The sequence below is a fragment of the Anaerobiospirillum thomasii genome (assembly GCF_900445255.1).
Lineage (GTDB): Bacteria > Pseudomonadota > Gammaproteobacteria > Enterobacterales > Succinivibrionaceae > Anaerobiospirillum_A > Anaerobiospirillum_A thomasii.
Map to the genome: position 1 here is coordinate 864,942 of NZ_UAPU01000007.1, position 26,164 is coordinate 891,105.

Annotated in this window: 24 protein-coding genes and 1 other RNA gene; 7 read left to right on the plus strand and 18 right to left on the minus strand. The window is 43.5% G+C overall.

The features are described from left to right. Window positions 1-6: 6 nt before the first annotated feature. From DRZ93_RS10980 to DRZ93_RS11025, 10 genes are all read right to left on the minus strand, one after another. Complete coding sequence (locus tag DRZ93_RS10980) at window positions 7-1,203, minus strand: cysteine desulfurase family protein (protein ID WP_113746605.1); 1,197 nt, start codon at window positions 1,201-1,203, stop codon at window positions 7-9. A 9-nt stretch (window positions 1,204-1,212) separates the two neighbouring features. After that, window positions 1,213-1,566 (minus strand): ArsR/SmtB family transcription factor, encoded by a 354-nt coding sequence (locus DRZ93_RS10985; protein WP_113743591.1) that lies wholly within the window; start codon window positions 1,564-1,566, stop codon window positions 1,213-1,215. A 189-nt stretch (window positions 1,567-1,755) separates the two neighbouring features. After that, window positions 1,756-2,175 (minus strand): HIT family protein, encoded by a 420-nt coding sequence (locus tag DRZ93_RS10990; protein ID WP_172458208.1) that lies wholly within the window; start codon window positions 2,173-2,175, stop codon window positions 1,756-1,758. A 73-nt stretch (window positions 2,176-2,248) separates the two neighbouring features. Further along, window positions 2,249-3,202 (minus strand): hypothetical protein, encoded by a 954-nt coding sequence (locus DRZ93_RS10995; protein WP_113743589.1) that lies wholly within the window; start codon window positions 3,200-3,202, stop codon window positions 2,249-2,251. Between the two features lie 144 nt (window positions 3,203-3,346). Then, a complete protein-coding gene (gene secF, locus DRZ93_RS11000; protein WP_113743588.1) occupies window positions 3,347-4,294 on the minus strand; it encodes a protein translocase subunit SecF in 948 nt (315 codons plus the stop codon). A gap of 13 nt (window positions 4,295-4,307) precedes the next feature. Beyond that, window positions 4,308-6,185: a protein translocase subunit SecD gene (secD, locus tag DRZ93_RS11005; RefSeq protein ID WP_113746606.1), complete on the minus strand. Its 1,878-nt coding sequence runs from the start codon at window positions 6,183-6,185 to the stop codon at window positions 4,308-4,310. A 69-nt stretch (window positions 6,186-6,254) separates the two neighbouring features. Further along, window positions 6,255-6,599 carry a preprotein translocase subunit YajC gene (yajC, locus tag DRZ93_RS11010; RefSeq protein ID WP_113743586.1) on the minus strand — a complete coding sequence of 115 codons (345 nt, stop codon included), beginning with the start codon at window positions 6,597-6,599 and terminating at the stop codon, window positions 6,255-6,257. Between the two features lie 33 nt (window positions 6,600-6,632). Continuing rightward, complete coding sequence (gene tgt, locus DRZ93_RS11015; protein ID WP_113743585.1) at window positions 6,633-7,757, minus strand: tRNA guanosine(34) transglycosylase Tgt; 1,125 nt, start codon at window positions 7,755-7,757, stop codon at window positions 6,633-6,635. 5 nt (window positions 7,758-7,762) lie between these two features. Next, window positions 7,763-8,854 carry a tRNA preQ1(34) S-adenosylmethionine ribosyltransferase-isomerase QueA gene (gene queA, locus DRZ93_RS11020; protein WP_113743584.1) on the minus strand — a complete coding sequence of 364 codons (1,092 nt, stop codon included), beginning with the start codon at window positions 8,852-8,854 and terminating at the stop codon, window positions 7,763-7,765. 288 nt (window positions 8,855-9,142) lie between these two features. Then, complete coding sequence (locus DRZ93_RS11025) at window positions 9,143-10,801, minus strand: VWA domain-containing protein (RefSeq protein WP_172458210.1); 1,659 nt, start codon at window positions 10,799-10,801, stop codon at window positions 9,143-9,145. 320 nt (window positions 10,802-11,121) lie between these two features. Between DRZ93_RS11025 and DRZ93_RS11030 the strand changes: the two genes are divergently transcribed. After that, window positions 11,122-12,852: a DUF3413 domain-containing protein gene (locus DRZ93_RS11030; protein WP_172458212.1), complete on the plus strand. Its 1,731-nt coding sequence runs from the start codon at window positions 11,122-11,124 to the stop codon at window positions 12,850-12,852. 9 nt (window positions 12,853-12,861) lie between these two features. After that, window positions 12,862-13,695: a tetratricopeptide repeat protein gene (locus DRZ93_RS11035; protein ID WP_113743581.1), complete on the plus strand. Its 834-nt coding sequence runs from the start codon at window positions 12,862-12,864 to the stop codon at window positions 13,693-13,695. 38 nt (window positions 13,696-13,733) lie between these two features. Here DRZ93_RS11035 and DRZ93_RS11040 read toward each other — a convergent pair whose 3' ends face one another. Genes DRZ93_RS11040 through rppH form a run of 7 tightly spaced genes read right to left on the minus strand, consistent with a single transcriptional unit; the run spans window position 13,734 to window position 21,094 of the window. Next, complete coding sequence (locus DRZ93_RS11040) at window positions 13,734-14,675, minus strand: MurR/RpiR family transcriptional regulator (RefSeq protein ID WP_113743580.1); 942 nt, start codon at window positions 14,673-14,675, stop codon at window positions 13,734-13,736. A gap of 4 nt (window positions 14,676-14,679) precedes the next feature. Then, window positions 14,680-15,846, minus strand: a complete 1,167-nt coding sequence (gene nagA, locus DRZ93_RS11045) for an N-acetylglucosamine-6-phosphate deacetylase (protein ID WP_113743579.1) — start codon at window positions 15,844-15,846, stop codon at window positions 14,680-14,682. Between the two features lie 12 nt (window positions 15,847-15,858). Next, a complete protein-coding gene (locus tag DRZ93_RS11050) occupies window positions 15,859-17,199 on the minus strand; it encodes a DEAD/DEAH box helicase (RefSeq protein ID WP_113746609.1) in 1,341 nt (446 codons plus the stop codon). Then, entirely contained in the window at window positions 17,199-17,462 is a 264-nt protein-coding gene (locus DRZ93_RS11055) for an FAD assembly factor SdhE (protein WP_113743577.1), read from the minus strand. Before DRZ93_RS11055 ends, DRZ93_RS11050 begins: the two co-directional genes overlap by 1 nt. Window position 17,463: 1 nt before the next feature. Beyond that, window positions 17,464-18,258 (minus strand): thymidylate synthase, encoded by a 795-nt coding sequence (locus DRZ93_RS11060; protein ID WP_113743576.1) that lies wholly within the window; start codon window positions 18,256-18,258, stop codon window positions 17,464-17,466. Window positions 18,259-18,280: 22 nt separating this feature from the next. Further along, window positions 18,281-20,551, minus strand: a complete 2,271-nt coding sequence (gene ptsP, locus DRZ93_RS11065) for a phosphoenolpyruvate--protein phosphotransferase (protein WP_113746610.1) — start codon at window positions 20,549-20,551, stop codon at window positions 18,281-18,283. 15 nt (window positions 20,552-20,566) lie between these two features. Next, window positions 20,567-21,094, minus strand: coding sequence for an RNA pyrophosphohydrolase (gene rppH, locus DRZ93_RS11070; RefSeq protein WP_113743574.1), 528 nt, complete (start codon window positions 21,092-21,094; stop codon window positions 20,567-20,569). Between the two features lie 195 nt (window positions 21,095-21,289). Between rppH and DRZ93_RS11075 the strand changes: the two genes are divergently transcribed. The 5 genes from DRZ93_RS11075 to DRZ93_RS11095 all read left to right on the plus strand — a co-directional run bounded on the left by DRZ93_RS11075 (window position 21,290) and on the right by DRZ93_RS11095 (window position 25,789). Then, on the plus strand, window positions 21,290-22,009 hold the full coding sequence (locus DRZ93_RS11075; protein WP_172458214.1) for a DNA mismatch repair protein MutH: 720 nt from the start codon (window positions 21,290-21,292) through the stop codon (window positions 22,007-22,009). 321 nt (window positions 22,010-22,330) lie between these two features. Next, window positions 22,331-22,660 carry an early set domain-containing protein gene (locus DRZ93_RS11080; RefSeq protein WP_113746612.1) on the plus strand — a complete coding sequence of 110 codons (330 nt, stop codon included), beginning with the start codon at window positions 22,331-22,333 and terminating at the stop codon, window positions 22,658-22,660. 196 nt (window positions 22,661-22,856) lie between these two features. Next, window positions 22,857-23,615 carry a sulfate transporter CysZ gene (cysZ, locus tag DRZ93_RS11085; protein WP_113746613.1) on the plus strand — a complete coding sequence of 253 codons (759 nt, stop codon included), beginning with the start codon at window positions 22,857-22,859 and terminating at the stop codon, window positions 23,613-23,615. Further along, a complete protein-coding gene (locus DRZ93_RS11090; RefSeq protein ID WP_113743570.1) occupies window positions 23,616-25,271 on the plus strand; it encodes a putative PEP-binding protein in 1,656 nt (551 codons plus the stop codon). 8 nt (window positions 25,272-25,279) lie between these two features. Beyond that, window positions 25,280-25,789 carry a glucose PTS transporter subunit IIA gene (locus DRZ93_RS11095; protein ID WP_113743569.1) on the plus strand — a complete coding sequence of 170 codons (510 nt, stop codon included), beginning with the start codon at window positions 25,280-25,282 and terminating at the stop codon, window positions 25,787-25,789. A 1-nt stretch (window position 25,790) separates the two neighbouring features. Here DRZ93_RS11095 and rnpB read toward each other — a convergent pair. Continuing rightward, window positions 25,791-26,153: RNase P RNA component class A (gene rnpB, locus DRZ93_RS11100), an RNA gene on the minus strand. Window positions 26,154-26,164 lie beyond the last annotated feature (11 nt).

Consider the following 26,164-nt stretch of genomic DNA (forward strand, 5'->3'; position numbering starts at 1 on the left):
TTTTCCTCAAAGCTCTTTGTTAACCTGCCACATGGAGCCTGCCTCCTGCAGTGCCACCACAGCGCGTGTGATATCGGCAATAGCTCTTTGAATATCATCCTCAGTTGTAAAACGTCCTATAGACAGTCTTAAAGTCGATCTTGCATCATTGTCACTAAGACCTAGGGCCTTTAGTACATAAGATGGTGTCAGAGCCGCCGATGAACAGGCCGAGCCTGTTGAGGCTGCAATATCTGACATGGTAGGCAGCAGCATATGACTGTCTATGCCTTTGAAGGTGACAGATAAAATGCCTGGCAGATGATGCTCCTGTGAGCCGTTTATAGATACATCCTTAAGCGCAAGCATGGCCTCCTTTAATTTCTCTCTTAGGGCCAGTATATGCTTTTTATCATCTGCAGCACGCTGTTGTATAAGCTCAAAGGCCTTGCCCATAGCTGCAACCTGATGTACAGCCACTGTGCCGGATCTAAGATTACGCTCCTGACCGCCACCATAGATAAGAGGCTCTATTTTCTTATCAAGAGGTCTTTTTATATAGATGGCGCCTACACCCTTAGGACCATAGATTTTCTCAGGCGTAAGTGATACTAAATCTATATTGCTCTTATCCAGATCAAGTTTCTCCCAGCCTGCACTCTGCGCACAGTCTGAATGAAAATATATGCCACGCTCATGACACATATCAGCAAGAGCATGAATATCGCTTATTGTTCCTACCACACTGTTAGCCTGTGCAATAGAGACTAAAAAGGTATCATCCTCAAGATAGCTCTCAAGCAGGGCACAGTCTACAGAGCCATCGGCATGAGGCTTTATATAACTTACTTTATATCCCTGTCTTTGCAGATAGGCACAGCTCTCAAGCACAGCCTTGTGCTCAATCATTGAGGTAACAATATGCCTGCGCCTGTCAGTTGCGGCAAGTCCCCGGGCCAGACCTATAATTGCAAGATTGGAGCTTTCAGTGGCACCTGAGGTAAAAGTTATATTAAGAGGTGATGAGCCTATGCACTGACCTATCTGATCGCGTGCAGTCTCAACCACATCGGCTGCCTCCCAGCCATAGACATGATCCTTTGAGGCAGGATTTCCAAAATGCCCACTGCCTGTAAGACAGGAGAGCATAACCTCACTTACTTGAGGATCACATGGGGTAGAGGCGGCATAATCTAAGTAAACAGGCAACTTTATCTTGTGCATGGCATTTTCCTAATCGCAGTCTTCCTCTTTGATATGAGACATAGTCATGGCAAAAACCTGCTTGACGTGAGAGTCTGAAAGAGCATAAAACACTCTGCGACCTTCATTTCTGATTTTAACCAGATTGTATCTGCGCAGCTTGCTTAACTGATGGGATACGGCAGACTTGCTCATATTTAATATTTCACACAGATCGCTTACACACAAAGCGCCGTGCACATACAGAGCATTGACAATAGTCAGGCGTGTCGGATCGCTAAATGATTTGAAAAAAGCTGAGGCCAATACCAAATCGTCATTGCTATGCATTAATTTTTTAATCTCTATAATCTCTTCACTGCTGCAGACTTTACTCTCAGACATACGGACTCCTTATCTGGCAATGCGCTTGATTATAACACCTAACTTCTATCAAAAAATTAAAGGATATAAATAATACAAAGACACGCAACTTTCTGCTCTGCTATAGATTTCTAACACAGCTTTATTATCTGAGCGCTGCAAAGAGCAGATACTTTAAAGGCTGTGAAAACACAGCCTTTTGAATATTATTTAAAGCACAGCCGCTTTAATTTTATCCATCAGAGCAGCATACTCCTCATCGCTCAGATGCTTTGGAGTGATGCCGGCATCATTGAAGAAGCCACCCCACTGCAGTGCACCTTCGTATTTTGGAACCATATGCACATGAAAATGCGGCATCTTGTCACCAAAAATACCATAGTTAATCTTATTGGCGCCAAACAGCTCCTTTTGTGCCTTAGCCACCTTGGCCACATCTGCAAAAAACATATTGCGCTCTTCATCGCTAAGCTCAAATATTTCATTCACATGCTTTTTGCAGGCTACTATGCAGCGCCCCTTATGATTCTGATCTTTAAACAGATATAAAGTTGAAAATGACAGGTCACAGATCTTTATCATAAGTGACTTTAACTTATCATTTTCTTCACAGTACATACAATCAGACATTTTATTAAACCTCATACTTCTAATAAAAACTAAAGTGAAGATTTAATCTACCAACACTGACATTATACAACTTTTAACTAGAAGATTGTGTCAATCCTGTCCTGGTTTTAAAGCCAAGCATGTCTTTGACCTTTTTAAGATCAACTGCAGCTAAACGATACTCTAAAAAATCATAGCGCTTTGTAGCCTGTGTCAGCTTTAAATAGTCATAGGCCTCGGCAGCATAGCCCTCATCAAGCTTTAAACGAGACAGATAGTAATAGGCATCACAGAGGATCTCAGATGCATTGCCCTTGCCTACAGTCACAGCATTGCGCACCCTCTGCATATATTCATTTTCATCTATAAGACCAAGATAGAGCTCTATTACAGAATTGGCAAAGGCACCCTTGTCTGATGTACAACTGCTGTAACGTTTGGCCATAAGTTCATGAGCCTTACTCTTCCCCAGGGCATTTTTTTCGGCTATATACAGCCATATTATTCTGTAAGGGTCATTTTTATCAAATTCATAAAACTGCTTTAGATCTCTTATGGCCATATCATCTTTGCCAGCGTAGATTAAAGATACTCCTCTGTTGATATAGGCCCATTTTGAGCCAAGCTCCAGAGCCTGATCAAAGGCATCTACAGCCTCAAGATAACGCCCCTCAAGCGAGAGAAAAAAACCTAAAAGATTATAGGCATCGGCAAAATCAGGACGCAGCATCAGAGCACTTACAAGCATAGTGCGTGCTGTAGCCTCAAGACCAAGGCTGTCATAAACTGCAGCCAGTGTATAAAGAGCTGAGGCTCTTTGTGCCTTATCATCAGCTACCTTGTCAAGATAGGTTGAGAGCTTTGAGAGCTCAAGCTCTTTTTGAATGGTAGCCTCTTTATCCTCAGCCTGTATAAATACATGCGCACGCGGTATGGTAAATTCCTTGTCATACATCCCCCTGTATGCATTGTCGCTGCTGCAGGCACAAAGCAGTACAGATAAGGCAAGACAGGAGAGTTTGATGCTTTTATTAAACTTTTTTAACATAGTTATCCGCCATAAATTACATATATTTATGCTCTCTATTGTAGCGCAATTGTTCTATTTTTTTAAAACTTGAGAATTTTGTTGTAAAAAGATCAAAAAAGGCAGGTATTACCCTGCCTTGTATACAAAATCATGTTGATGGAGCTAGTCCATATACTCCATGCCATCTTCGTTTTTCTTATCTACCTTGATAGGAATAAGATTGCGACGCTCAATCTTGAGCAGCAGGGCCCAGGTACTGGCCACATAGATAGAGGAGATGGTACCAAAGACAATACCTACAGTTAAGGCCAGAGAGAAGCCAAAAATCATCTCACCGCCGAAAATAAGCAGTGACACCACAGTAATAAGTGTAGTACCTGAGGTAATAATGGTACGTGATAGTGTCTGTGTCAGTGACACGTCAAAAAGCTCATCCATAGACAGTGTCTGCGGCAGCTTTGAGACATTTTCACGTATTCTGTCAAACACCACAATCTTGTCGTTGAGCGAGTAGCCAAGCACAGTAAGCACAGCTGCAAGTACGGTCAGATCATATTCAATCTGCCAGAAGGAGAAGACGCCCATAACAATAATAACGTCATAGGCCAGAGAGATAACCGCACCTGTGGCCATACGCCACTCAAAACGAAAGGCAATATAGGCCAGAATGGCTATAAGTGATACCACAATAGCCAGAACACCGCTCTCTACAAGCTCCTCACCTACAGCAGGACCTACATACTCAGAACGAGACAGATGCACATTTGGATCAATAGTCTTTGAGGCCTGCATGACCTTGTCGGCCACTACCTGCTGCTCAAGACCCTCTTTTGGAGCTACACGTATAACTACATCACGTGGAGTGCCAAAATGCTGGGTCACACCCTCTATGCCCACACTGGCATAGGCCTTTCTGACATCGTCAAGATCAACTGGCTGTGTGTACTTGGTCTCAATTACAATACCGCCTGTAAAATCAAGACCCCAGTTCAGACCCTTGGTGGACATGGAGACTATAGAGGCAATTACACCTATAAGGCACAGTATCTCAACTATGCCCTTGATTTTCATAAATGGAATTACTGTTCCATCTTTAATAAACTGCATCATTTATGAAGCGCTCCTATATATTAAGCTTCTTAAGATCAGAACGACCGCCCCAGATAATATTTACAATGGCACGACAGGCTGTAACTGATGTAAACATGGAGCTGGCCAGACCAATCATCAGCACGAGGGCAAAACCCTTAACCGCACCTGTACCCACCATAAACAGAATAAAGGCAGTGATAAAGCTGGTTATATTGGAGTCGGCAATGGTGGCAAAAGCCTTGTCATAGCCTAAATTGATAGCCTGCTGCACTGAGCGTCCTCCGCGCAGCTCTTCACGTATACGCTCATAAATAAGCACGTTGGCATCAATAGCCATACCAAGCGTCAGCACAATACCCGCCATACCAGGCAGGGTCATGGTGGCACCTGGAATCATGGACATGACACCTACTAAAAGCACCAGGTTAAAGAACAGAGCCAGGTTAGCAATAAAGCCAAATGACTTATAGTAAAGGAACATAAATACTGCAAGTATGGCAAAACCATAGAACATGGCGCGCATACCATTGTCAATGTTCTGCTGACCAAGGCTTGGACCTATGGTGCGCTCCTCTACAATCTGAATAGGAGCAATAAGAGCGCCGGCACGCAGCAACAGTGCCAGGTTGTGAGCCTCTTTTGGTGAATCAAGACCTGTGATTCTAAAGTTTGAGCCCAGACGTGTCTGAATGGTAGCCACGTTAATTACCTGCTCAATCTTTTTAAATTTAGGCTTGTAGCCAGGCTCACCTATTTTAGGAGCATTAGGATCCTCATCAGGAATTACCTTGTACTCAATAAAGTTGGTGGCCATTGGCTTGCCCACATTGTCCTTGGTAAAGTCAGACATAATGGAGCCGCCACGGCTGTCAAGACTGATATTAACCTGTGGACGGCCGTTTTCATCAGTTGATGAGCTGGCATCCACAATATGATCACCGGTTAAAATAACCTTTTTCTGCAACACTACAGGATAACCGTTCTTGTCCTGATACAGCTCGTCACCAGCCGGAACGCGACCCTGCATGGCTGCATTGATATCAGCATTTGAATCTACAAGACGGAACTCAAGAGTGGCTGTGGCACCAAGAATTTCCTTGGCTCTTGCTGTATCCTGAATACCAGGCAGCTCAACTACCACACGCTCTGCACCCTGTCTTTGTACTAAAGGTTCGGCCACACCAAGCTCATTGACACGGTTTCTGATAATGTTGATGTTCTGATCAACAGCGCTGGTACGTAAAGCAGAGAGCTTCTCCTGTGTCATGTTGGCTCTTACAAAATAGTTGTCGCCTCTTTCATAAGCTGTCATGACAAAATCACGGTGATTATTTTTCAAAAGCTCAAGAGCCTTGTCACGAATGGCGGCATCACGGAAGCTTACAATTACGCTGTCACCTTCCACTCTGGCACCTGATAGGCGTATATCTGCATTTCTAAGCTCTGTTCTAAAATCAGACACCAGCTGTGTCTTGATCTTCTTCATGGCCTCATCCATGTCAACTTCCATCAGGAAGTGCACACCACCACGCAGATCAAGACCAAGCTTTAATGGCTGCATGCCAAGTGATCTCATCCAGGCTGGAGTGGCCGGAGCCAGATTCAGAGCAGTAATATATCTTTCACCCATTAAATCCTGAACCATGTCTTTTGCCAGGATCTGCTCTGATGTTGCTTTAAAACGGATTAGAAGTGAATTGCCGTTAAATTCGTAGTCAGCCTGTATATTCTTGTTTTCAAGGAAGGTCTGAATCTTTGTTGCATCGTCTGCTGTAAGCTCTGTACTGCCTGTTCCTGATACCTGCAGAGCCGGATCCTCTCCGTAAAGATTTGGCAGTGCATAGAAGAATCCCACGGCTATAACCAAAAAGACAAGGATATTCTTCCACAAAGGAAATTTGTTTAACACTTTTATAATCTCAATTGCTTTTAAAGAAAAAAGCCACAGTTAATCTGTGGCATAGCTGTATCTGATTTTTTACTTGTCGTTAGTAGCAACCAAGGTACCCTTTGGCAGAACAGCAGCAATGTAATTGCGTCTTATCTGCATGGTAAAGCCTTCACTTACTGACATAAGAACATACTCTTTGTTGTCAGGAAGCTTTGTGATCTTGCCTGCTATACCACCTGCGGTTAAAACTTCATCTCCTACAGCCAGGTTGTTTAAAAGATTCTGCATCTCCTTGCGCTTTTTGTTGTTTGGTCGCATTACAAAGAAGTAAACTGCAATCATACACATTGCAATTACAATCATCATCTGCATGTCGCCACCTGCGGCAGGAGCTGCTCCACCCTCGGCATAGGCCTTTGAAATAATATCCATATCTAGTTTCCTTTAATGTTTTGTTGTTTCAAATTAAAAATCTAACTTAAATTCTGACTTAAGTACGTTATTATAGAAGTTAGAGGCGAATTTTTCCAGCATTCCTTTTGCAATTGCCTCCCTTATATCTGCCATAAATTTCTCATAGTAACGAATATTGTGAATAGTGTTAAGATGAGCTCCGAGCATTTCATTGCACTTGTCTAAATGGTGCAGATAGGCCCTTGAGAAATTACGGCAGGTATAGCAGTCACAGTTTGGATCCAAAGGTGAGGTATCCTTGGCATATTTGGCATTTCTGATTTTCACCACACCCTCTGAGGTGAAAAGATGACCGTTTCTTGCATTGCGTGACGGCATCACACAATCAAACATATCAACACCGTTTAACACGCCCTGCAGAATATCCTCAGGACGTCCCACACCCATAAGATAGCGTGGCTTGTCATAAGGCATGATAGGGCCGATGTGGGCTAGAGACCTGTACATAACATCCTTAGGCTCGCCTACAGCCAGACCGCCAATTGCATAGCCATCAAAGCCTATATCGGTAAGTCCCTTTAGCGATCTCTCGCGCAGTTGCTCATTTGAGCCACCCTGAATAATACCAAACAGAGAATTTTTATTGCCAAGACGGTCAAATTCATCACGGCAGCGGCGGCCCCAGCGCAAAGACAGCTCCATAGCCTGCTCCATACGCTCATAAGGCGCCGGCAGGCCTATGCACTCGTCAAACTGCATGACAATATCAGAGCCTAAATCATACTGCACCTGCATTGATACCTCAGGTGAGAGGAAGAGCTTGGAGCCGTTGATTGGATGAGAGAATTTCACCCCCTCTTCAGTTACCTTTCTAAGGCCTGAGAGCGAGAAGACCTGAAAACCGCCTGAGTCTGTAAGTATAGGTTTGTCCCAGCGCATAAAATCATGCAGATCACCATGAGCCTTGATAACCTCTGTACCCGGGCGCAGCCACAGATGAAAGGTATTACCAAGCAGAATATCAGCGCCAAGCTCACTTACCTGATCAGGACGAAGTCCTTTTACTGTACCTAAGGTACCAACAGGCATAAAGGCAGGAGTTCTTACCACTCCACGTCTGAAAATAAGCTCGCCCTGTCTTGCCTTGCCGTCAGTAGCATGAATTTTAAATTCCATTGTTATCACTCCTTTATAGCCGATGGCGGCAGATCATCTGTATCAGCAGTGCGCTTTTGAATAAACATGCAGTCACCATAGCTGAAAAACCTATAGCGCTCATCAATGGCATGTTCATAGGCTCTCATGGTATTGGCATAACCTGCAAAGGCACTGACAAGCATGATAAGTGTTGACTCTGGCAGATGGAAATTGGTAATAAGACAGTCCACCACCTGATACTTATAGCCTGGATAAATAAAAATAGATGTGTCATCAAAAAATGGCACTATCTCATCGTCAGATCCAATCTGTATAGCATGCTGTGCAGCACTCTCAAGCGATCTTACAGCTGTGGTGCCAACTGCCACCACGCGATTGCCCTGTCTGTGTGTCTCAATAACAGCATTGGCAACATCAGATGGCAGTGAGACATATTCTTTGTGCATATGATGCTTTAAAATGTCATCCTCACGCACGGGCTGAAAAGTACCGGCACCAACATGCAGTGTTACAAAGGCTGTCTTAACACCCATGGCCTTTAAATCTTCTATCTGCTCATTGTCAAAATGCAGCCCTGCTGTAGGGGCTGCCACAGCGCCTGGCACCTTGGAGTAGACAGTCTGATAGCGCTCTCTGTCCTCCTTTTCATCCTCTCTTTCAATATAAGGCGGCAAAGGCATATGACCTGCCGCCTCTAGAAGATCTAAAAGCTCACTGCCATCTTGCGTCTGAATTAAAAACAGCGCGCCGTCACGACCTGTAACCTCAAGACGTGTATCGCTGCCGTCAATAAAAAGCACAGCACCGGCCTTTGGTGCCTTGCTGGCCCTTATATGAGCAAGGGCTGATGCAGGTGATGTAATTCTCTCAATAAGAATCTCTATTTTTCCACCTGACTCTTTTGAGCCAAAAAGTCTTGCCGGAATTACTCTTGTATCATTGAACACCAGCAGATCGCCAGGCCTCAGATACTCTTTTAAATCTATAAAGGTTCTATCCTCCATCTGCCCGCTGTTGCCATCAAGACAGAGCATTTTGCACATGGTTCTCTGCTCACTTGGGTAGTTGGCAATCAACTCCATTGGAAGATCAAAATTAAAATCGCTGCGTAGCAAAATAAAACCCCGCATTTAATTGAATTTATTCAAGAGCTCACACTTAAAATTACAGACAATAAAATACACTGTCAGATGTTCTCATGCACACTTTTCTTGATTTTGCAAAAGATAGGAAGGCCCTTTTCAGATGAACAATTGTACAGAATTTTTACAGCTTTCACCACACACATATAATTGATTGTCAAAGGGCGCCCCTCCTTTTGACAACAAAGCTATGACACACTCTGCGCCTGCAGCCTGCCCTTTATTTTATATGGCAGACTGACACATGCAACATCTTAAGGACTAAATATAATATTTTCTGTCAAAGAGCTTTAAAAACAGATTAAATGAGGTTTCAAGCAGATCGGAGCTTTTTTGTATAACCACACTCTTTTTTATAAGATCCTCAATGGCATTGACATTAATGCCTATGCCATAGATCTCAACATTGTTTTTCTCAAGTGCATCAAGAGCCTCCTGTGCCCGTGAAATACTGTCAGGTATACCATCGGTTATAACTATGACAATATTGCGCGAGCGCTGCTGCATATCAAAAAGCCGCATTGCATGCCACAGTGCCTGCGCAAGAGGCGTAGAGCCACGCGGCTTTTGATCAAAGCGTGAGGCCACTACACTTGCACTTTCCTTAAAGGACAAAGCTGTCTCATACTCACTGTTAACCCCTGGAAAATAGGTAACACCCAGATCAAGATCCTCAAAGCCCTCAAGAGACAGAGCGATGGAGAGCGCACATTCACAGGCCATCTGCGCTCTGCTTTGCTCACAGCTGTCCTGACAGAGCATAGAGCCTGAAACATCAACTAAAAGCTGTATGCATGTATCAAAATCGGCTATATACTCCTTTTTTAAAAACACGCGCTGATAGCCATAGCGTATAAAAGGCACTCTTTTGACATTTATCTTACGCCCACGCAGTGCAGTACTTCTTAAATCCTCCTTAAGCCCCATAATGCGTCTTACAAGAGCACTTCTGCTTTTAACCGTATTTTTTAAAACCTTATGCTTAAATTCACTGTCACCATCGGCACTTATGCTCTGTCCTATAAGACCAAAATCATCACGCGATGAGGTGTTCTCATCAAACTCTTCATTTAAAAGATACTCAAGAGGCCGCATAATAGCAGGAACTGTGTTCTTAGTGCTGCTATCCTCAATACTCTCAATATACTTTTTAAAATCATCAAGCTCCCGGGTAGTTACAATGGCAGCGCCGCCTTTGCCATCTGCACTGTCCTCATCTGACAGAGCAGAGCCTGCACAGCTCTCCTGAGCATTGCTCTCTTCTCTATCTTTGTCTGTAAGCTGCCTTTCATCATCCATAGCATAAGAGCCAAACAGCGCATAGACTTTTTTACTTAGCACATAGATATCCTCTGTAGCACAGCTTTTCACCCCTGAACTTACAAGGCAGTCAAGATCATAGGCAAGATGAGAAAGCCCCCTGTCCTTTAAACTTGAAAGTGCTATATTAAGATAGGCATTTAAATCAAAGCCCTGAAAGCGCACCGAGCTTAAAATACTAAGATACGTTAAAATCACACAGATATCAGATGATCTTTTAACAAATAAAGCAAAGTCAGACTCACTTTCAAGCAGAGACAGGCGCAGATCTCTTAAATTCTCATAAACACCTATAAAGTGCCTGCCAATAAGCCTTTCAACCCTGGCATCCTCAAGCACATTAAAGATATGAAAAAACACACTGCCCTGCCTGTGGGCCTTTTTTATGCATTTAAAATCGCTATAGCGTATATGCGAGGCCTCATGGGCCAGATAGGCAAAGGCCAGGGTACTTACATAATCATCATCAAGATGTAATCTTGGAATGGTTATACTTTTGCCGTCGGTAAAAGCCCTGTCACCCTGCATTTTTACCTCTACCCCGAATAAACCTGAATAATTGCTGACAATAAGCGGCAGTGTCTGTTTTTTATAGCGCATAGTAAACTCCTGCATCTATTGTCTCTTTTTAAAACAGCCCTGTCCTATGCCATAAGCTACAGTCAAAAGAGTATTTAAAAAAAACAATGCAACATACTGTTTTATAAATTTTTTTTCTTTTTATTCTTTTTTTAAAGATAAAGTTTTTCTACACACTCAAGCTCAAAAGATACAAAAGTACTGCTTTAAGTCAGAGCTTTTTGACACTATGTCCTGCTCTGTTTTTATTTACATACAAGATAAGATTTATAATGTTCTATTTGTTTTTAGGTAAGGTTAAATTAGGCTATAATAAATTAAATTTAACTTGGACTTGCAATATGACAGATACAGATAAGGTAAGTTTCCTTACTAAAACCGCATATAAAGAGCAGGTGGCACGCTCTAATGCCTGGGGCCATCATTTTTTATTCCTAAATATCATTCTGGCCCTAGTAAGCTCCTTTACCTATGTCTATGCAGCTCCGTCAACTTCATCTTTTCTGTCATTTTTCTATCTTGCTGTAACCTATTTAGGTCACACCAGCTTTTTATGCTTTATTGCCTATCTGGTCATTTTCTTTCCATTGTCATTTATAGGCAACTTTCGCTACTACCGTGTTTTTTCTGTCATCATAGCCATACTGCTGCACACCATATTGCTCTTTGATTTAAAGCTCTATCTGACTGTAAAAATCCATCTTAGTCTGTCTGCTTTAAATCTTATGTTTACAGGCCTTGATTTTAATACAGGCCTTAACTACAACTTTTTATATCTGGCCATTCCTCTTGTCATAGTGCTGCAGCTTATCTTTTCCAAGCTCACCACACGCTATCTGTACAGAGGCAAACATAATCTGTCTATAAAAATCATAGTGCTGGCTTTAACCGCATCCTTTATTGCCTCACACTCAATGCATATCTGGGCTGATGTCAGATCCTATGAAAAGATCACAGCACTGCGCTCCACCTTCCCTCTGCACTATCCAATGACAGCCAGATCGTTCCTTTTAAGTCACGGCTATATCAAGGACAATGAGCTCAAAGACGATGCTCCAGGCACAGCCATCGTCTATCCACTTGAGACAATTGAAAGCAAAGATCTAATCGAGCCTGTCAATATTATCTCCATAAGTCTCAATGGCCTGACCCACGATCTTATGGATTCTAAAAACACACCATATCTTGATGCGCTCAAATCACAGTCTTTATACTTTGATAACTTCTATCTGCCATATAACAATCTGTCAGATAATATCTTCTCTGCAGCCTACGGTCTGCCTGTATCCTACAGAGCAAGTATTATCAAAAACAGCATCAGTCCAGTGCTGCTCTCCAAGATGCACTCTTATGAGTATTTAAGCAAAGTCTTTATCTCATCACCAAAATATGGTGAACTGCAAAAAGCTGTCAACAGCACAGGTTTAAGACAGGCACAGGCCCAAACCTATGCCTCTGACTATCTGGCCATACGCGCAGCCTCAGATTACATACAGTCATGGGATGAGGATCGTACCCATAATCTTTATATTATGCTCAACGATTCTTTAAAGCCTGGTATAAGCAAAGACGGTATTAAAGCCAGAATTGCCCAGTCAGACAAAAGTATTAAAACTTTGGTTGAGAATATTAAAAACTCGGCTATAGGCCACAATACCATTATCATAATTACTGCCATGCAGGGTCAGACTGTCAAAAAGAGCAGAACCATCTATGATAGAAAGGCTCAGCGTGTACCTCTGTTTATCATCTATCCTGATAACAGACATACAGGTATTGTAAGTGAACTTGCCACTACCTATGATCTCTCGCCTACTATTCTTAGCGAGTGTTTTTTAGTTGAAAATGCCTCATCCTCATACAGCGTAGGCTATGACTTAAATGCCCTGCCTGATCGTGAGTTTTTAATCTTTGACCGCCCAGAGCTTTTACTTGTAAGCAAAGACTATATAACTGTCTATATGGAATCAGGTCAGAGTTATGTTCAAAAGGATGACAAAAAGATACAGGTCAAAGCCAATCTTGAAAATCTCATTCAGGCTATGATAATTTTAAACAGATTTAAAGAATAGGAAGCTAAAATGCAACTTACTGAACACAACATTAAAAATATTGTTTTTGAAGAGTCTATGCACAAAGCCGTCTTTGTGTACTTCTATCAGGACGTGCCAGAGTGTGCTGCAACCACACAGGCTTTAACCTCACAGATTGGCGAGAACAATGCCTATGTCAGCCTGGTTATGGCCAATATTGAGACTCAAATCTCACAGGCTCTTGCCATGCAACTTGGCCTGCGCGGTGTGCCTGCTGTACTTATCTTTAAAAACGGTCAACCGGTTGATGCCATGCAGGGCGATAAAATAGCCGATGATCTGCCAGCCATACTGCAAAAATATATGCCATCAGAGGCTGAGCTTTTAATGCGTCAGGCTCTTGAGGCTCAGGAACAGGACAGACTGTCAGATGCCATCACTCTGTGCGCCAAAGCCTATGAGCTAGATGACAGCCTTGAGATTAAACATACACTAGCCCATATGTACATCAGGGCCAAGAATCTTGATATGGCACAGAAGCTTCTTGATACTGCAGGACGTGAGGAAAAGGAAAGTCAGGAGTATATGGATCTTGTAAGCGCCCTGACCCTGGCTCAGAAGGCTCAAAGCTCACCTGCCATACTTGAGCTTGAGGACAAGCACAAAGCCAATCCTGACGATATTGCCACCCTTACAGCTCTGGCCATTGCCTATAAGGATGCAGGCAAACTAAAGGCTGCCCTTGAGCTTTTATATGAATATCTTAAAAAGGATCTGTCACAGGCTGAGGTCAAGCAGACCTTCCTTGATATTCTTAGCACCATATCAGGTGACCCTCTGCAAAATGAGTACAGACGCAAGCTCTACACTCTTATGTACTAGTCACATAAAAAAACCTCTGCCTGACAGAGGTTTTTTTCTTAGAAGTTCCAGTTTATAGTAGTAATAGGCTCATCAGGCTTTAACAGATCATCAGAGCCAGAGCCACTTCTATTTTCAACAAGAGTATTATCCCTGGTGTTCAAGGTTAAAAGCGATCGCATATAGATATCATTGATACGCTCTCTGTAGGCTCCTATAAGATCAGAGCGGCGCAGCTTGACGCCTGAGACCAGAATCTTGATATACACCTTGTGCATAAGATAGACAGCCGCCAGATCCTCTCCAAGCGCTTCCTTTTTACCAATAGCTATATTGATGGTACTCAGATCATAAAGAACACTGTTGTCAGGGCATAGACATATAACGCTTACTCCCTGCTCCTTGAGCGCTTTGCACAAAGCTACAGCCTCTTTATCCTCACCTGAGGCACTAAAGCACAAAAGCAGATCTCCTGGGCGCAATGACACAGCACAAAGGTTTAACTTTAAACTGTCCTCTTCATACTCGCTTTTCAAACCAATGGCTAAAAGCTGCTCCTGCATAAAAAGCGCACTTGAGCTGTTAAAGCCACAGGCACAGATTACAATGCGCCTTGCCTGTGAGATAAGATCTATGGCTCTTGCAAGCTTGGAGCTGTCAGTTTTCATGACATTGTTCTGCAGAGCATAGATAAGGCCTGAGCAGACTTTGTGGACAATATCCTCCACACTGTCACCGCTTTCAACCTGCCTTACCTGCCTTACAGAGCTCTTTGACAGATTGGCAGTAAGCGCAAGTTTAAAATCAGGAAAGCCATTGGCCCCATAATGCTTGCAAAAGCGATGAACAGTAGGCTCTGAAACATTGGCTCTTTTAGCCAGCTGACCTATAGTCTGTGTTACACACAAGGCAGGATCGTCTAAAATAGCCGATGCCACCTTACGTTCAGATTTGGACAGATCAGGTATCGAGGCCTGTATCCTCTCTAATAGACTTGCCATAGGCCTAGAGCAGTTCAGCGCTGGTTTTTAAGAAGCCATTCTGCACTACATATCTGATTCTAAAATCATCATCAAAAATAATGAGATTGGCAATATAGCCACCTTCAATCTTGCCGTATTCATGGTCAATACCAAGCATTCTTGCAGGTGTCAGTGATGCTGCCTCAAGAGCTTCATCAATGGTAAAGCCACAGGTACGCACCAGAAAGCGCACACTGTCCATAAGACATACATTAGATCCTGCCAGCGAGCCCTTGGCGTCAATCAGGCCTCGGGCCTGATCAACAAAGACCTCAGTGCCTGAGACTGTAAATGAACTCATAAGCTGAGGCGAACCTGCAACAGCCTGGGCATCTGAAACAATAAATAGTCTGTTGCCAACAAGCTTGTGTATCATTCTTATCAGCGCAGGGTGCACATGTCTGCCATCTGCAATCAGACTGATAAAGATATTGTCACTTAAAACTGCCGCACCTAAAATGCCAGGATCTCGTCCTGTCATCAGACGCATGCCGTTAAAACCATGGGTTACAGAGCTGACACCGTTTTTAAAGGAAGCCAGGGCATCGTAAAATGAGGCATTTGAATGGCCTATGGATAAAACAATGTGACTATCGCGCAGATCCTGTATGAACTTTGGTTTTACAGATTCAGGGGCAATAGTCATATAGGCAATAGATTTTTTATACTGCTTTAGATAACTTACATCAGATTCAGTCATGGAGCGCACATAACCTACAGGATGAAAGCCCTTGCGCTCGGAATTGATAAATGGACCCTCAAGATGCAGACCAGGGCAGACACCAGGATGCTTTTCCATAAAGGCTGCCACAGAGTTTAAAGCCTGTGTCATATTCTCACGCGGACCTGAAATCAATGTAGGAACAAAGGTCAGCGTACCCTTTTGTGTCTGATAGCGGCGCATCTTTTCAAGTGTCTCCTTGTTGGGAGATGCACCGAAAGTCACACCGGCACAGCCGTTGATTAAAGTATCGATAAGACCTGGAGCCACATGCAGACCGTTAAGATCGATCTCCTCTGAAGTACCGTCCTCAAGCAGCACCGGATCCAATGGAATAATGCGGTGATTCTGTACCACCAGGCTGTCTGCCTGTGCAAAATCCTCAGAAGTCAGATGCAATTTTGCATTGCGCAGTATTGTTCCACCCATATAAACTCCTATTTAAACTTCTTTTCCTTCCTGAGCTGCCTTTAAAGCTGCTTTTCTGGCTCTCTTCAATGCAAAATCAGGTTTTCCTTTGTTCTTCTTGTGGCGCTCTCTTATCTTGACGCGAACCTTTTTGTCCTCGCCCTTTTTCTTTTTCTCAAAGCCACCCTTGCCACCCATTGAGGCTCTGCCTTTTTTCTGTACACTCTGCAGAGTATCACTCTCCACAAATGCCGCACAAAGACCCTTTATAGAGCGTCTTTCAATATCCTTTTGTGTATAGCGCTCAATCTTTAGCATCAATGGCAACTCAACCTTCTCAACTAATGAGACCACTACGCCTTTGGCACCGGCACGTGCAGTGCGTCCTGCCCTGTGCACATAGGTTGCAGCATTGTTTGGCAGATCAAAATTATAGACAGTTGCAATCTCCGGAAGATCAAGGCCACGGGCCGCCACATCTGTTGCCACAAGAATATTGGCCTCACCATCTTTGAATTTGCCAAGAGAGGCCTGCCTTTCATTCTGCGACTGATCGCCTGTAAGCAGCACCACTTTAAATTTATTTTTACTAAGCGAGGAAAAAAGCTCTAAAGCCCTGTCCTTGGTTCGGGCAAAGACCACAGATCGTCCGTTGGCTGTCGTCAGAAGATGGATAATAATTTTGACCTTCTGTGTGGAATTGGCAGCATAATAGGCTCTGGCTGATAAAAGCTCAGGCAATTTTTCATCAGAGTTTTCACCTGATCCAATCTTGATTTCAATAGGATCCTCTAAAATCTCACTGGCAAAATCTCTGACACCAAAACCCTCAAGAGTGGCGCTAAAGAGCATAGCCTGTCTTACAGATACAAGCTCAGAGACAATTTTAAGCACATCATCTCTAAAACCCATATCAAGCATTCTGTCAGCCTCGTCTATGACAAGATACTCAACTTCACTAAGATCAAGCCACTGCTTTTTAATAAATTCACTCAAACGGCCAGGTGTTGCCACCACAATCTTTGGTGATTTCTGACGCTGTATATCACGCCCCTCTCCACCTATGACAGAGCTTATCTGCATAACATCGCAGGCTAAATCAGATCCTACAGCACACACCTGCATGGCAAGCTCACGTGTAGGCTCAAGAATAAGTGCCTTTGGCCTGTCATCTGTGTCTGTATACAAAGCACTGATTATAGGCAGTAAAAAGGCTGCACTTTTACCTGTGCCTGTGGGAGCACAGCCTAGAATATCAAAGCCATCAAGAGCCTTAGGTATGGCAATGGCCTGTATAGGAGTAGGCTTATCCCAGCCTAGCTCCTTTATCTTCTCAACAAGACCGTCCTGTAAATCAAACTGCATAAAACCCATTACACGCCCTCAACTCCGACACGGGTGGCATGACAGGCAATAATAATTTCAATCATTTCCTTTCTGCTCTGACTGTCAGGCTCTGCTGTGCCGTGCAGCCAGCGGAACAGCTCAAGATCGGTTGCATTTAACAGATCCATATACATGTCAACATACTTAGGATCCATATTTGGCAAATCCTTGTCAACAAAAGGTAAAAGCATTAAATCAAGTTCACGCATACCACGGCGTGACTGCCATTTTATTTTTCCAAAATCTTCCATTTTATACCGCCACAGGAGCTTTGATTACAGGATAAGGATCATAATCTACAAGCTCAAAATCTTCATATTTATAATCAAAAATATCTTTGGCCTTTCTCTTTATAATCATCTTTGGCAGTGCCCTTGGGGTGCGTTTTAGCTGCTCGTCTGCCTGCTCAAAATGATTATGATACAGATGGGTATCACCACCGGTCCAGATAAACTCACCAAGCTCCATACCGCACTCTTTGGCCATCATCATAGTCAGCAGTGAGTAGCTTGCAATATTAAATGGCACACCTAAAAAGAAATCACATGATCTCTGATACAAAAGACATGAGAGTTTATTGTTGGCCACGTAAAACTGAAAGAGCGCATGACAAGGAGGCAGAGCCATCTTTTCAACCTCGGCAGGATTCCAGGCTGAAACAATAATACGGCGTGAATCTGGATTGGTCTTTAAGGTATGTACCACATTTGCAATCTGATCAATGCAGCTACCATCCTCGCGCGGCCATGATCGCCACTGTTTGCCATAAACAGGACCAAGATCGCCATTTTCATCAGCCCACTCATCCCATATGGAAACACCGTTTTCCTTAAGATAACGAATATTGGTATCTCCTGAAAGAAACCATAAAAGCTCATGAATAATGGATTTTAAATGTACCTTTTTTGTTGTAAGCAGCGGAAAGCCTGCACTTAAATCAAAACGCATCTGTGTGCCAAAAATAGATCTGGTGCCAGTATGAGTTCTATCATCTCTGTCTACGCCCTCATCCTTAATCTTTCGCATCAAATCAAGATAATTCTGCACAGCTGTCTCCTAGAAAATTAAATTAAAAACCGTCTGCTACATCAAGGATGCGGCTTAGGCCATGATCTTTGGCATATTTATTATATAGATTGCGTATCTGTGTGCAATCATGCAGTGTCACAGCTTTTTGTCCAAGCTCAATAAGCTCACTGTGACACAGTCTGCGTATTATATATTTTATACGACTTATACCCGAGTAGTTCATAGATACTCTGTCAAAGCCAAGAGAAATAAGCAGCATTACACCCAAAGGTGAACTTGCAAGCTCGCCACAGACTGTAATAGGCTTGTCAAGCTCTTTGGCTCTGCTTGCAAGATAGCTCAAACACCTTACAACAGCAGGATGGAAGTCATCATAAAAACGGCTGACTTTGGTATTGGCTCTGTCCACAGCTAAAAGATACTGCACAAGATCATTTGAGCCTATGGAGAAGAAATCAACATAAGGTGCCACGTCATCTAGCATATAGACAAGGCTTGGCACCTCAACCATAACGCCAAAACGTACATCAGGCACACTGACTCCTGTGGCCGATTCAATCTCGCTGCGGGCTTTTTGTATACAGTCTCTTGCAAATAAAACCTCATCAAGACGTGAGGCCATTGGTATCATAATCTCAAGATTGCCATATTCAATATTGGCACTGAGCATGGCCTTTAACTGTGTCATCATGATCTGAGGCTGATCCATGCTCACCCTGATGCCTCGCCAGCCAAGAGCAGGATTGACCTCCTGACATGGCAGATAAGGCAGACCCTTGTCAGAGCCTACATCAAGAGTACGCATGCAGACACTCTTGCCTTTATAGTCGCCCAATATTTCCTTGTACCACTCAATCTGCTGAGCCTCTGACGGGAAGGACTGTGTGAGCATAAAGGCAATCTCAGTACGATACAGACCAACACCGTCAACCATATCGCAGATATGTTCGGCCTCATCATGATTCATGCCGGCATTTAGCTGAACTGCAACTGGTACACCATCTAAAGTCACTGGCTCAAGATTGCGCTCTTTGTAGAACAGATCGGCCTGCTCTCTGTCCTGATTTATAAGCTGTTCAAATTCATCTATGACACTCTGCGGCGGATCTAAAAGCACCTCAGCCTCACAGCCGTTGACTACAAGCACCCTGCCGTCAACCTCCTGAGGATCAAGCTCCACACCAAAAACTGAAGGTATGCCAAGATCGCGCGCTAAAATGGTAGCATGCGAGGTGGTATTGAATGAGGTCACCACAAAACCTACAATCTTCTCGCGAGGCAGCTCGGCAAGCATGGCTGCCGGCAGTGACTCCACCACCAAAATCACCTGCTCGTTAAAATCAAAGTCGCGGTTGCTTGCATGCACCAGTCGTGAAACTAAAATCTGTGCAAAATCCTTAAGCTCCTGATAGAGCTCCTCATCGCCATCTTCTTTGGCCATAGCCATTTTGGCAGATAAAACCTTTTTAATAGCTGAGCTTGCAAACAGTCCCTCTTCAAGAATACGCGCATCAACCTCATCCTGCAGTGCAGTGTCATCAAGCATTTTGCCATAGCTTGCAATATAGCCGCTTGCTGCCTGTCCCTTGTCATTTTCCTGCATCTCAAGGGCGGCCTTATCCATCTGCACCTGCATCTGAAATATAGTCTGATGAAAAAGCTCCTGCTGCATTAGAGGATCATCACTGTGTAGAAGCTTAACCTCATCTAATGATACTGACGGTTGCCAGACAAGAGCCTTGGCAATTGCTAGATGACCTGTGCCTTTTGCGCCTTTATAGCGCTTTAAATTCATGTCGCTATCTTTCTTTTCAGCCTGCGAGGCGGCAATAATTGAGGCAATCTGAGCTGAGAGTGTGACTAAAAAGGACTCTTCTGTCTGACCAAACTGTCTTTGCTGACGACTCTGAATAACAAGCACACCAAGCAACTCTCCCTGATTGATAACAGGTACGCCTAAAAATGATTTGTATTCATCCTCGCCCACGTCAGGCAGATACTTGAAGTTGGGATGTGAAGGGGCATCGGCCAGATCTAAAAGCTCACGGGTTGCACCTACAACACCTACAAGACCCTGACCATAGCTCAAGGAGGCCTTACCTACAGCCGATGGGGCCAGACCGTCAGTTGCCACCAGTCTGTAGCGCTGTCGCAGCTCATCGCACAGATACAGTGAACAGCAGTCTGCCAGGGTGGTCTGTCTGATGCGCTCAACCAGAGTAGCCATAGCTGTCTCCAGAGAGTTTTTGGCACCTACTTCCCTGGTGATGCTGCAAAGAGCCTGCAATATCTGACCTTGTCTATCGTCCATCTTAGTACTCCTTATTTAATAATTCTTATTATTATGTCTATAGCCACCGTACGACCTGTTAGGACGTGAAAACATGGCAGCATGGGCAAACTCAGTTAAAACATGGCGGTATACATCGCGTTTAAAAGCCACCACCTGTCTTACCGGATACCAGTAATTGACCCAGCGCCAGTCATCAAATTCAGGCTCGCCGCGCGAGTTGAATTTTATATCAGACTGACTCTCTGAGTTTAGCCTTAATAAAAACCACTTCTGCTTCTGACCAAAACACACAGGATCCACATCCCAGCGTATAAGTCGTTTGGGCAGTTTATAGCGATACCAGTGTCTTGAACTGGCAAGGACTGTAACATCACTCCGCTCAAGTCCCAGCTCCTCATACAGTTCACGATACATGGCATCTACAGGACTCTCGCCCAGATCTACCCCTCCCTGGGGAAACTGCCATGAGTTCTGTCTAAGGCGCCTTGCCCAGAGAACCTGACCTTTGCGGTTACATATAACTATTCCAACATTGGGTCTGTACCCATCCCTATCAATCACGTAAACCGCCTGGTACTTAATATCTGATAAAAAATTTTCTAAAAAATAATTATCTCATATATAAAATATTTTTAACTAGTCATGTATCTAATAACGTCTAAAAAATTAAAAAAATTTAAACTCTTTAACAAAACACATAAAATATGGCTATTATCACAGACACCATATTATTTACAAATTCAAAAAAGAGTTATCGTGTCACAAGTAAAACACCATCTGCAAAGCTCTGTAAGCATTGCTGCGCCTAAAAGCCTTGCTGAGCTTAAACACCGCCTTGATGCTATAAAGGGGGTCTCTCTTGAGGATATCTGCAGACAGCTTGATATTGCCATGCCAGAGAACAGCACCAGAGGCAAGGGTTTTACAGGACAGGTGATTGAATATGTGCTTGGGGCCGATGCCAAAACCCTGCCACTGCCAGATTTTAGAGATTTTGCCCTTGAGCTTAAAACCCTGCCTGTAGATGAAAATCTAAAGCCTCTTGAGTCTACCTTTTTGTGTCATGCAAACCTTAATCCTGTAACTCATATACCCTTTGAAAAATCAGCCCTGTATAAAAAAACAAGGTGCATGCTCTTTGTATTTATTTTATCCCCTGAAGATAAAGAGCTTGGGCACAGACGCATCCTGGGCTATTACTTTTTTATGCCGGATAAAGATGAGCTTGAGACAATAAAGGCAGATTATGATGAGCTTATGGATATGGTCTGTCAGGGGCGGGCCCATGAAATCAACGCGCGCATAGGAACTATTGTGCAGATGCGCCCAAAGGCAGCCAGCGGCAGAGAGCTGACACAGATTGTAGACAGATTTGGTCAGATAGCCTACACAAGGCCACGTGGTTTTTATATGCGCAGAAGCTTTACACAAGCGATGTGTATCAAGTTACAAGGCAATTTAAAGCCTCTTTGTTAAAAATAATTCACAAATCTTGTGAAAAATGCTGTAAAATCGTACACAAGCGATGCACATCGGGTTACAAAGATATTAAACGCTCAAAAAATTGCAAAAATTAAAGCTGTGTTAAAATTTATTTATGCTTTTGTGTAAAACTGTACACAGCCAGTCTTTGAATGTGGCGTACATAAAATAAAATGTATACCTAAAACCTCCTGAGCAGAGCCAGGAACACAGTTATTATGGCTGTTATCTTGAATTTAATCAGAAAAATATAAGCGCCTGTATTGTGCAGAGCGTTATAAGAATAATTTCTGAGGCACATGAGGTCAGGACACAATGAGTATTTCCAAACGTTTTACAGAAAAAAGACTAACTGTTTCATTTTATATAAAAAAGGAAGCTGCTCAACAGGCTACACGGATTGATCTGCTCTGCGAGCACAACGGCTGGCAGCCTGTTGCCATGAAACCTCAGAAAAACGGTACCTTCAGAGGCTCAATCACCGTTGACAGAGAAGGACAGAAAAGCTATCAGTACCGCTTCAAGCTGACTATGCCAGATGGCTCTGTCAAGTTTGACAATGACTGGGATGCAGAGCTCTATCAGCCAAATCCATTTGGCGGTGACAACTCTGTCTTTACCACCGAGAACAACAAAGCCAAATAATATAAACCAAAAAGCAGGGAGCACATTGCTCCCTGCAATCCTATGCCTGCCTGTAATTTTCCAATTTAGATCCTACTTTTTAAAGCTATATCTCTTTTTACAGATAAAACTCATCAAGAGACTTTTTTAGGCACCTTTTTAGTTATAAACTTTAATACTATCAGTGATTAATCATTTATTTAGGAAAAAATAAGACATGAGCAACATTGCACGCAAAGAGGTTTCTATTGGCAGTATTATCAGCATGCTGATAGATGGCTTTAAAACCTCTTTATCCAAAGAATGCCGCATTTTTACCATTATCCCTATTATCATCAATATCTTTGTATTAAGCGGCGCCTGTTATTTTATCTACTCTGCTATTACTGAATATGTAATTCCACTGACACAGTCACTGCCTGATTGGCTGTCCTTCCTTGCAAGCCTTTTATCCTATCTTATTGCAATTGTTATAATATTTGGCGGTCTGTATGTCTTTTCAACTGTAGCCACCATTATAGCCTCGCCTTTTTATGGTCTGCTTGCTGAGCGCGTTGAAATGTTAAATACAGGTGTGAGTGTTCCTGACTCATCGCTTACAGATATACTCAAAGACGTGCTGCGTATTTTCAAACGTGAAATTCAGAAAATGATGTATTACATCCCTCGTCTTTTAGTTTGCATCATTGTCATGCTCATACCTGTGATCAATATTGTAAGTCCTGTGCTGTGGCTGCTTTTAACCTCATGGATGGCTACCATTCAGTACTGCGACTATGCCTATGACAATCACAAGACCAAATTTTCCTATATGAAGGATGATCTTAAGGCCAACCGCCTAAGCTCATTTATTTTCGGACTTATAGTATCACTGCTTATCAGCATACCTGTTGTCAATCTCTTTGTGCCAGCTAGTGCCGTATGTGCAGGTACCAAGTACTACCTTGCCATGCAGAAAAATAAAGGAGAGGAGTAAATGTATACTTTATCTGGAATGACCGTGGCCGAAGGTGTGGCTGCAGGACGTGCCTTAAAACTTAGTAAAACTACAGCTGTCAGCGATATTATCGATACAGGCTTTGATGCAGAGGCTCAGATTGACAAATATCAGAAAGCCTGCTCTGCCTTTATCAACCGTCTTTACAGCGTATCAAAAGGTCCTGCCCCTGATACAGTAAGAGATCTCTTTGGTGCCATGGCCGGCTTCTTATCCTCACAGGATAATAACAAGGATATTATAAATCTTATCTATGATGGTTGCTCGGCAACTGTAGCCTGTAACAATGTTCTTATAGACAAACTATCTGTCTTTGCCAACAATGAGGATCCTGAGATTAAAGAGCAGGGCCGTGAACTTTTAGCCCTAGCCCGCGAGTTTATAGCCACCATCAATCAGGATAAATCTGCAGAGACACAGATCCCTCAGCTCAAAGAGCCTTCTGTAATCATTGCCACCAATCTAACTCCTGCTTCATTTTTATGTTTAAGAACAGATCTGGTTGTGGCTGTAATTCTTGAGGAGGGGCTGTCTTCTGGCCATTTAGGTACAGTGCTGCGCGAGCTTGGCATTCCATCTATTTTCTCAGCTGTAGGTGCCCTGAACATTGAAGATGGCGCCAATGTGCTTGTTGATGCAACAGAAGGTCAGATTCTTGTCGATCCGCCATCAGATATTGCCCAGAAGATTCTGCAGCGAGGCGTAAGCTTTACTGACTTTACAGAAGATGATTCACTGCTCAATGTAACCATTGCAAGCTCCATAGGAGCCATGAGAGAGATAAGCGACAATCGCTATCTGCGTCACGGCATTGGACTTTTGCGTTCTGAGTTTTTATTCCTTGGCTGCCCTCACGAGCCAAGTGAAGATGAGATGGTCAAAGTCTTTACCACCTTATTCTCAAAGGTGCCAAACGAGGCTCCTATTACAGCAAGAACCTTTGACTTTGCTGGCGACAAGGAGCCTGTATTTTCAGTACAGCTTGACAGCAAAGGACCGCTGCAGGGTTATGGCGCCAAGGTAGGCACCAGACTTTTGAAAAAGGAGATAAGAGCACTGCTGCGCTCTTCTGTGGGCCGCACCATAAGAGTGGTCTATCCTTTAATCTCACGTATATCAGAGGCCAAATACATCAATGATCTGGCTGCCATGTGTGTCGATGAGCTTGATGAAAAAAATATCGAACATGGCAAAATAGAGCCTGTACTTATGATTGAGACCCCGGCAGCTGTGCTCTCTGCCAAAGCCTTTGCCCGTCTGTCATCACTCTTTATCATTGGCACCAGCTCCCTTGCCGAATATGCCTCAGCTCCGCGTCCACCAGATCTGTCTTTCACTCCGGCATTAGCCAAAATGATTGCAGTTGCCTGCCGCGCCGCCCATGAGGAGAATGTGCCATCTGGTATTGCAGGTTATTTTGCAACACGCATAGAGCTTATGCCGTTTTTCTTAAAACTAGGTGTAACATATATAACCATTGACAGTTACTCTATTGCCAAGATTGCATCTGCAACAGAGAAATTCTGCCGTGACAGCTCACCTACCTTCTCACAAAAGCTCTATGAGAGAGTTATGAGTCTGTCCACAGCAGCCGAGCTGTCAGAATTGATTAACAATCTGAACAAATCAGTATAGAGGATAGCATGTCTTTTTTGTCAAATCTGTTCCATCCAAACAGTCAGACACGAGATGATTTAGAGGTAAGTGCAGTGGTGTCAGGCACACTGCTGCCTATAACTGAAGTGCCAGATATTGTCATCTCAGAAAAAGTGGTGGGCGATGGTGTGGCCATCTGTCCTGACAGCGGCGTAATTGTAGCCCCCTTTGACGGCGTCATCTCACGCCTTATTGCCACAAGTTCAGCCTTTGCTATCAAGGCCGACTGCGGGCTTGAGCTTTATGTAACCTTTGGCGTAGGAGCCATTGATCTGCAGGGTGAGGGCTTTGTCTCATGTGTCAATGTAGGTCAGAGAGTAAAACGTGGTGATGAAATTTTAAATGTTGATCTTAAAAGAATTGAGGATAAGATAAAATCAACCATGACCTCCATGATTACTGTCAATTCATCAGCACACATAACCAAGGTCACGGCTGCAAGTGGTAAATGTACAGCAGGTAAAACCCCTGCCTTATGGGTAGCACTTGCAAAATAAGTCAGTAAGCTGGCAATAAGCCGGGTTCTGTACTGCAAAGCAGTGGCAATCATTCCTCTAGGCCAGTAATCGCTTACTGGCTCAAGCAATCAACCCGCCCTCTATGCGGACCACATAAAGAGGGCCTATTTGATCTTGCTCCTGGTGGAGTTTACACTGCCATTTCTATTACTAGAAACGCGGTGCGCTCTTACCGCACCATTTCACCCTTACCATTGCTGGCGGTATACTTTCTGTTGCACTGGTCGTAAGCTCACGCTTCCCAGGCGTTACCTGGCACCATGTCCTGTGGAGCCCGGACTTTCCTCCCCTGTGCCCGTATGTTAAAACACGTGAACACAGCAGCGATTGCCTTGCCAACTTACATTAGACGAT

Coding starts and splice junctions, on each gene's coding strand:
- DRZ93_RS10980 (WP_113746605.1), bottom strand. CDS start 1,203: ATGCACAAGATAAAGTTGCCTGTTTACTTAGATTATGCCGCCTCTACC.
- DRZ93_RS10985 (WP_113743591.1), bottom strand. CDS start 1,566: ATGTCTGAGAGTAAAGTCTGCAGCAGTGAAGAGATTATAGAGATTAAA.
- DRZ93_RS10990 (WP_172458208.1), bottom strand. CDS start 2,175: ATGTCTGATTGTATGTACTGTGAAGAAAATGATAAGTTAAAGTCACTT.
- DRZ93_RS10995 (WP_113743589.1), bottom strand. CDS start 3,202: ATGTTAAAAAAGTTTAATAAAAGCATCAAACTCTCCTGTCTTGCCTTA.
- secF (WP_113743588.1), bottom strand. CDS start 4,294: ATGATGCAGTTTATTAAAGATGGAACAGTAATTCCATTTATGAAAATC.
- yajC (WP_113743586.1), bottom strand. CDS start 6,599: ATGGATATTATTTCAAAGGCCTATGCCGAGGGTGGAGCAGCTCCTGCC.
- tgt (WP_113743585.1), bottom strand. CDS start 7,757: ATGGAATTTAAAATTCATGCTACTGACGGCAAGGCAAGACAGGGCGAG.
- DRZ93_RS11025 (WP_172458210.1), bottom strand. CDS start 10,801: ATGCGCTATAAAAAACAGACACTGCCGCTTATTGTCAGCAATTATTCA.
- DRZ93_RS11030 (WP_172458212.1), top strand. CDS start 11,122: ATGACAGATACAGATAAGGTAAGTTTCCTTACTAAAACCGCATATAAA.
- DRZ93_RS11035 (WP_113743581.1), top strand. CDS start 12,862: ATGCAACTTACTGAACACAACATTAAAAATATTGTTTTTGAAGAGTCT.
- DRZ93_RS11040 (WP_113743580.1), bottom strand. CDS start 14,675: ATGGCAAGTCTATTAGAGAGGATACAGGCCTCGATACCTGATCTGTCC.
- nagA (WP_113743579.1), bottom strand. CDS start 15,846: ATGGGTGGAACAATACTGCGCAATGCAAAATTGCATCTGACTTCTGAG.
- DRZ93_RS11050 (WP_113746609.1), bottom strand. CDS start 17,199: ATGGGTTTTATGCAGTTTGATTTACAGGACGGTCTTGTTGAGAAGATA.
- DRZ93_RS11055 (WP_113743577.1), bottom strand. CDS start 17,462: ATGGAAGATTTTGGAAAAATAAAATGGCAGTCACGCCGTGGTATGCGT.
- ptsP (WP_113746610.1), bottom strand. CDS start 20,551: ATGGACGATAGACAAGGTCAGATATTGCAGGCTCTTTGCAGCATCACC.
- DRZ93_RS11080 (WP_113746612.1), top strand. CDS start 22,331: ATGAGTATTTCCAAACGTTTTACAGAAAAAAGACTAACTGTTTCATTT.
- cysZ (WP_113746613.1), top strand. CDS start 22,857: ATGAGCAACATTGCACGCAAAGAGGTTTCTATTGGCAGTATTATCAGC.
- DRZ93_RS11090 (WP_113743570.1), top strand. CDS start 23,616: ATGTATACTTTATCTGGAATGACCGTGGCCGAAGGTGTGGCTGCAGGA.
- DRZ93_RS11095 (WP_113743569.1), top strand. CDS start 25,280: ATGTCTTTTTTGTCAAATCTGTTCCATCCAAACAGTCAGACACGAGAT.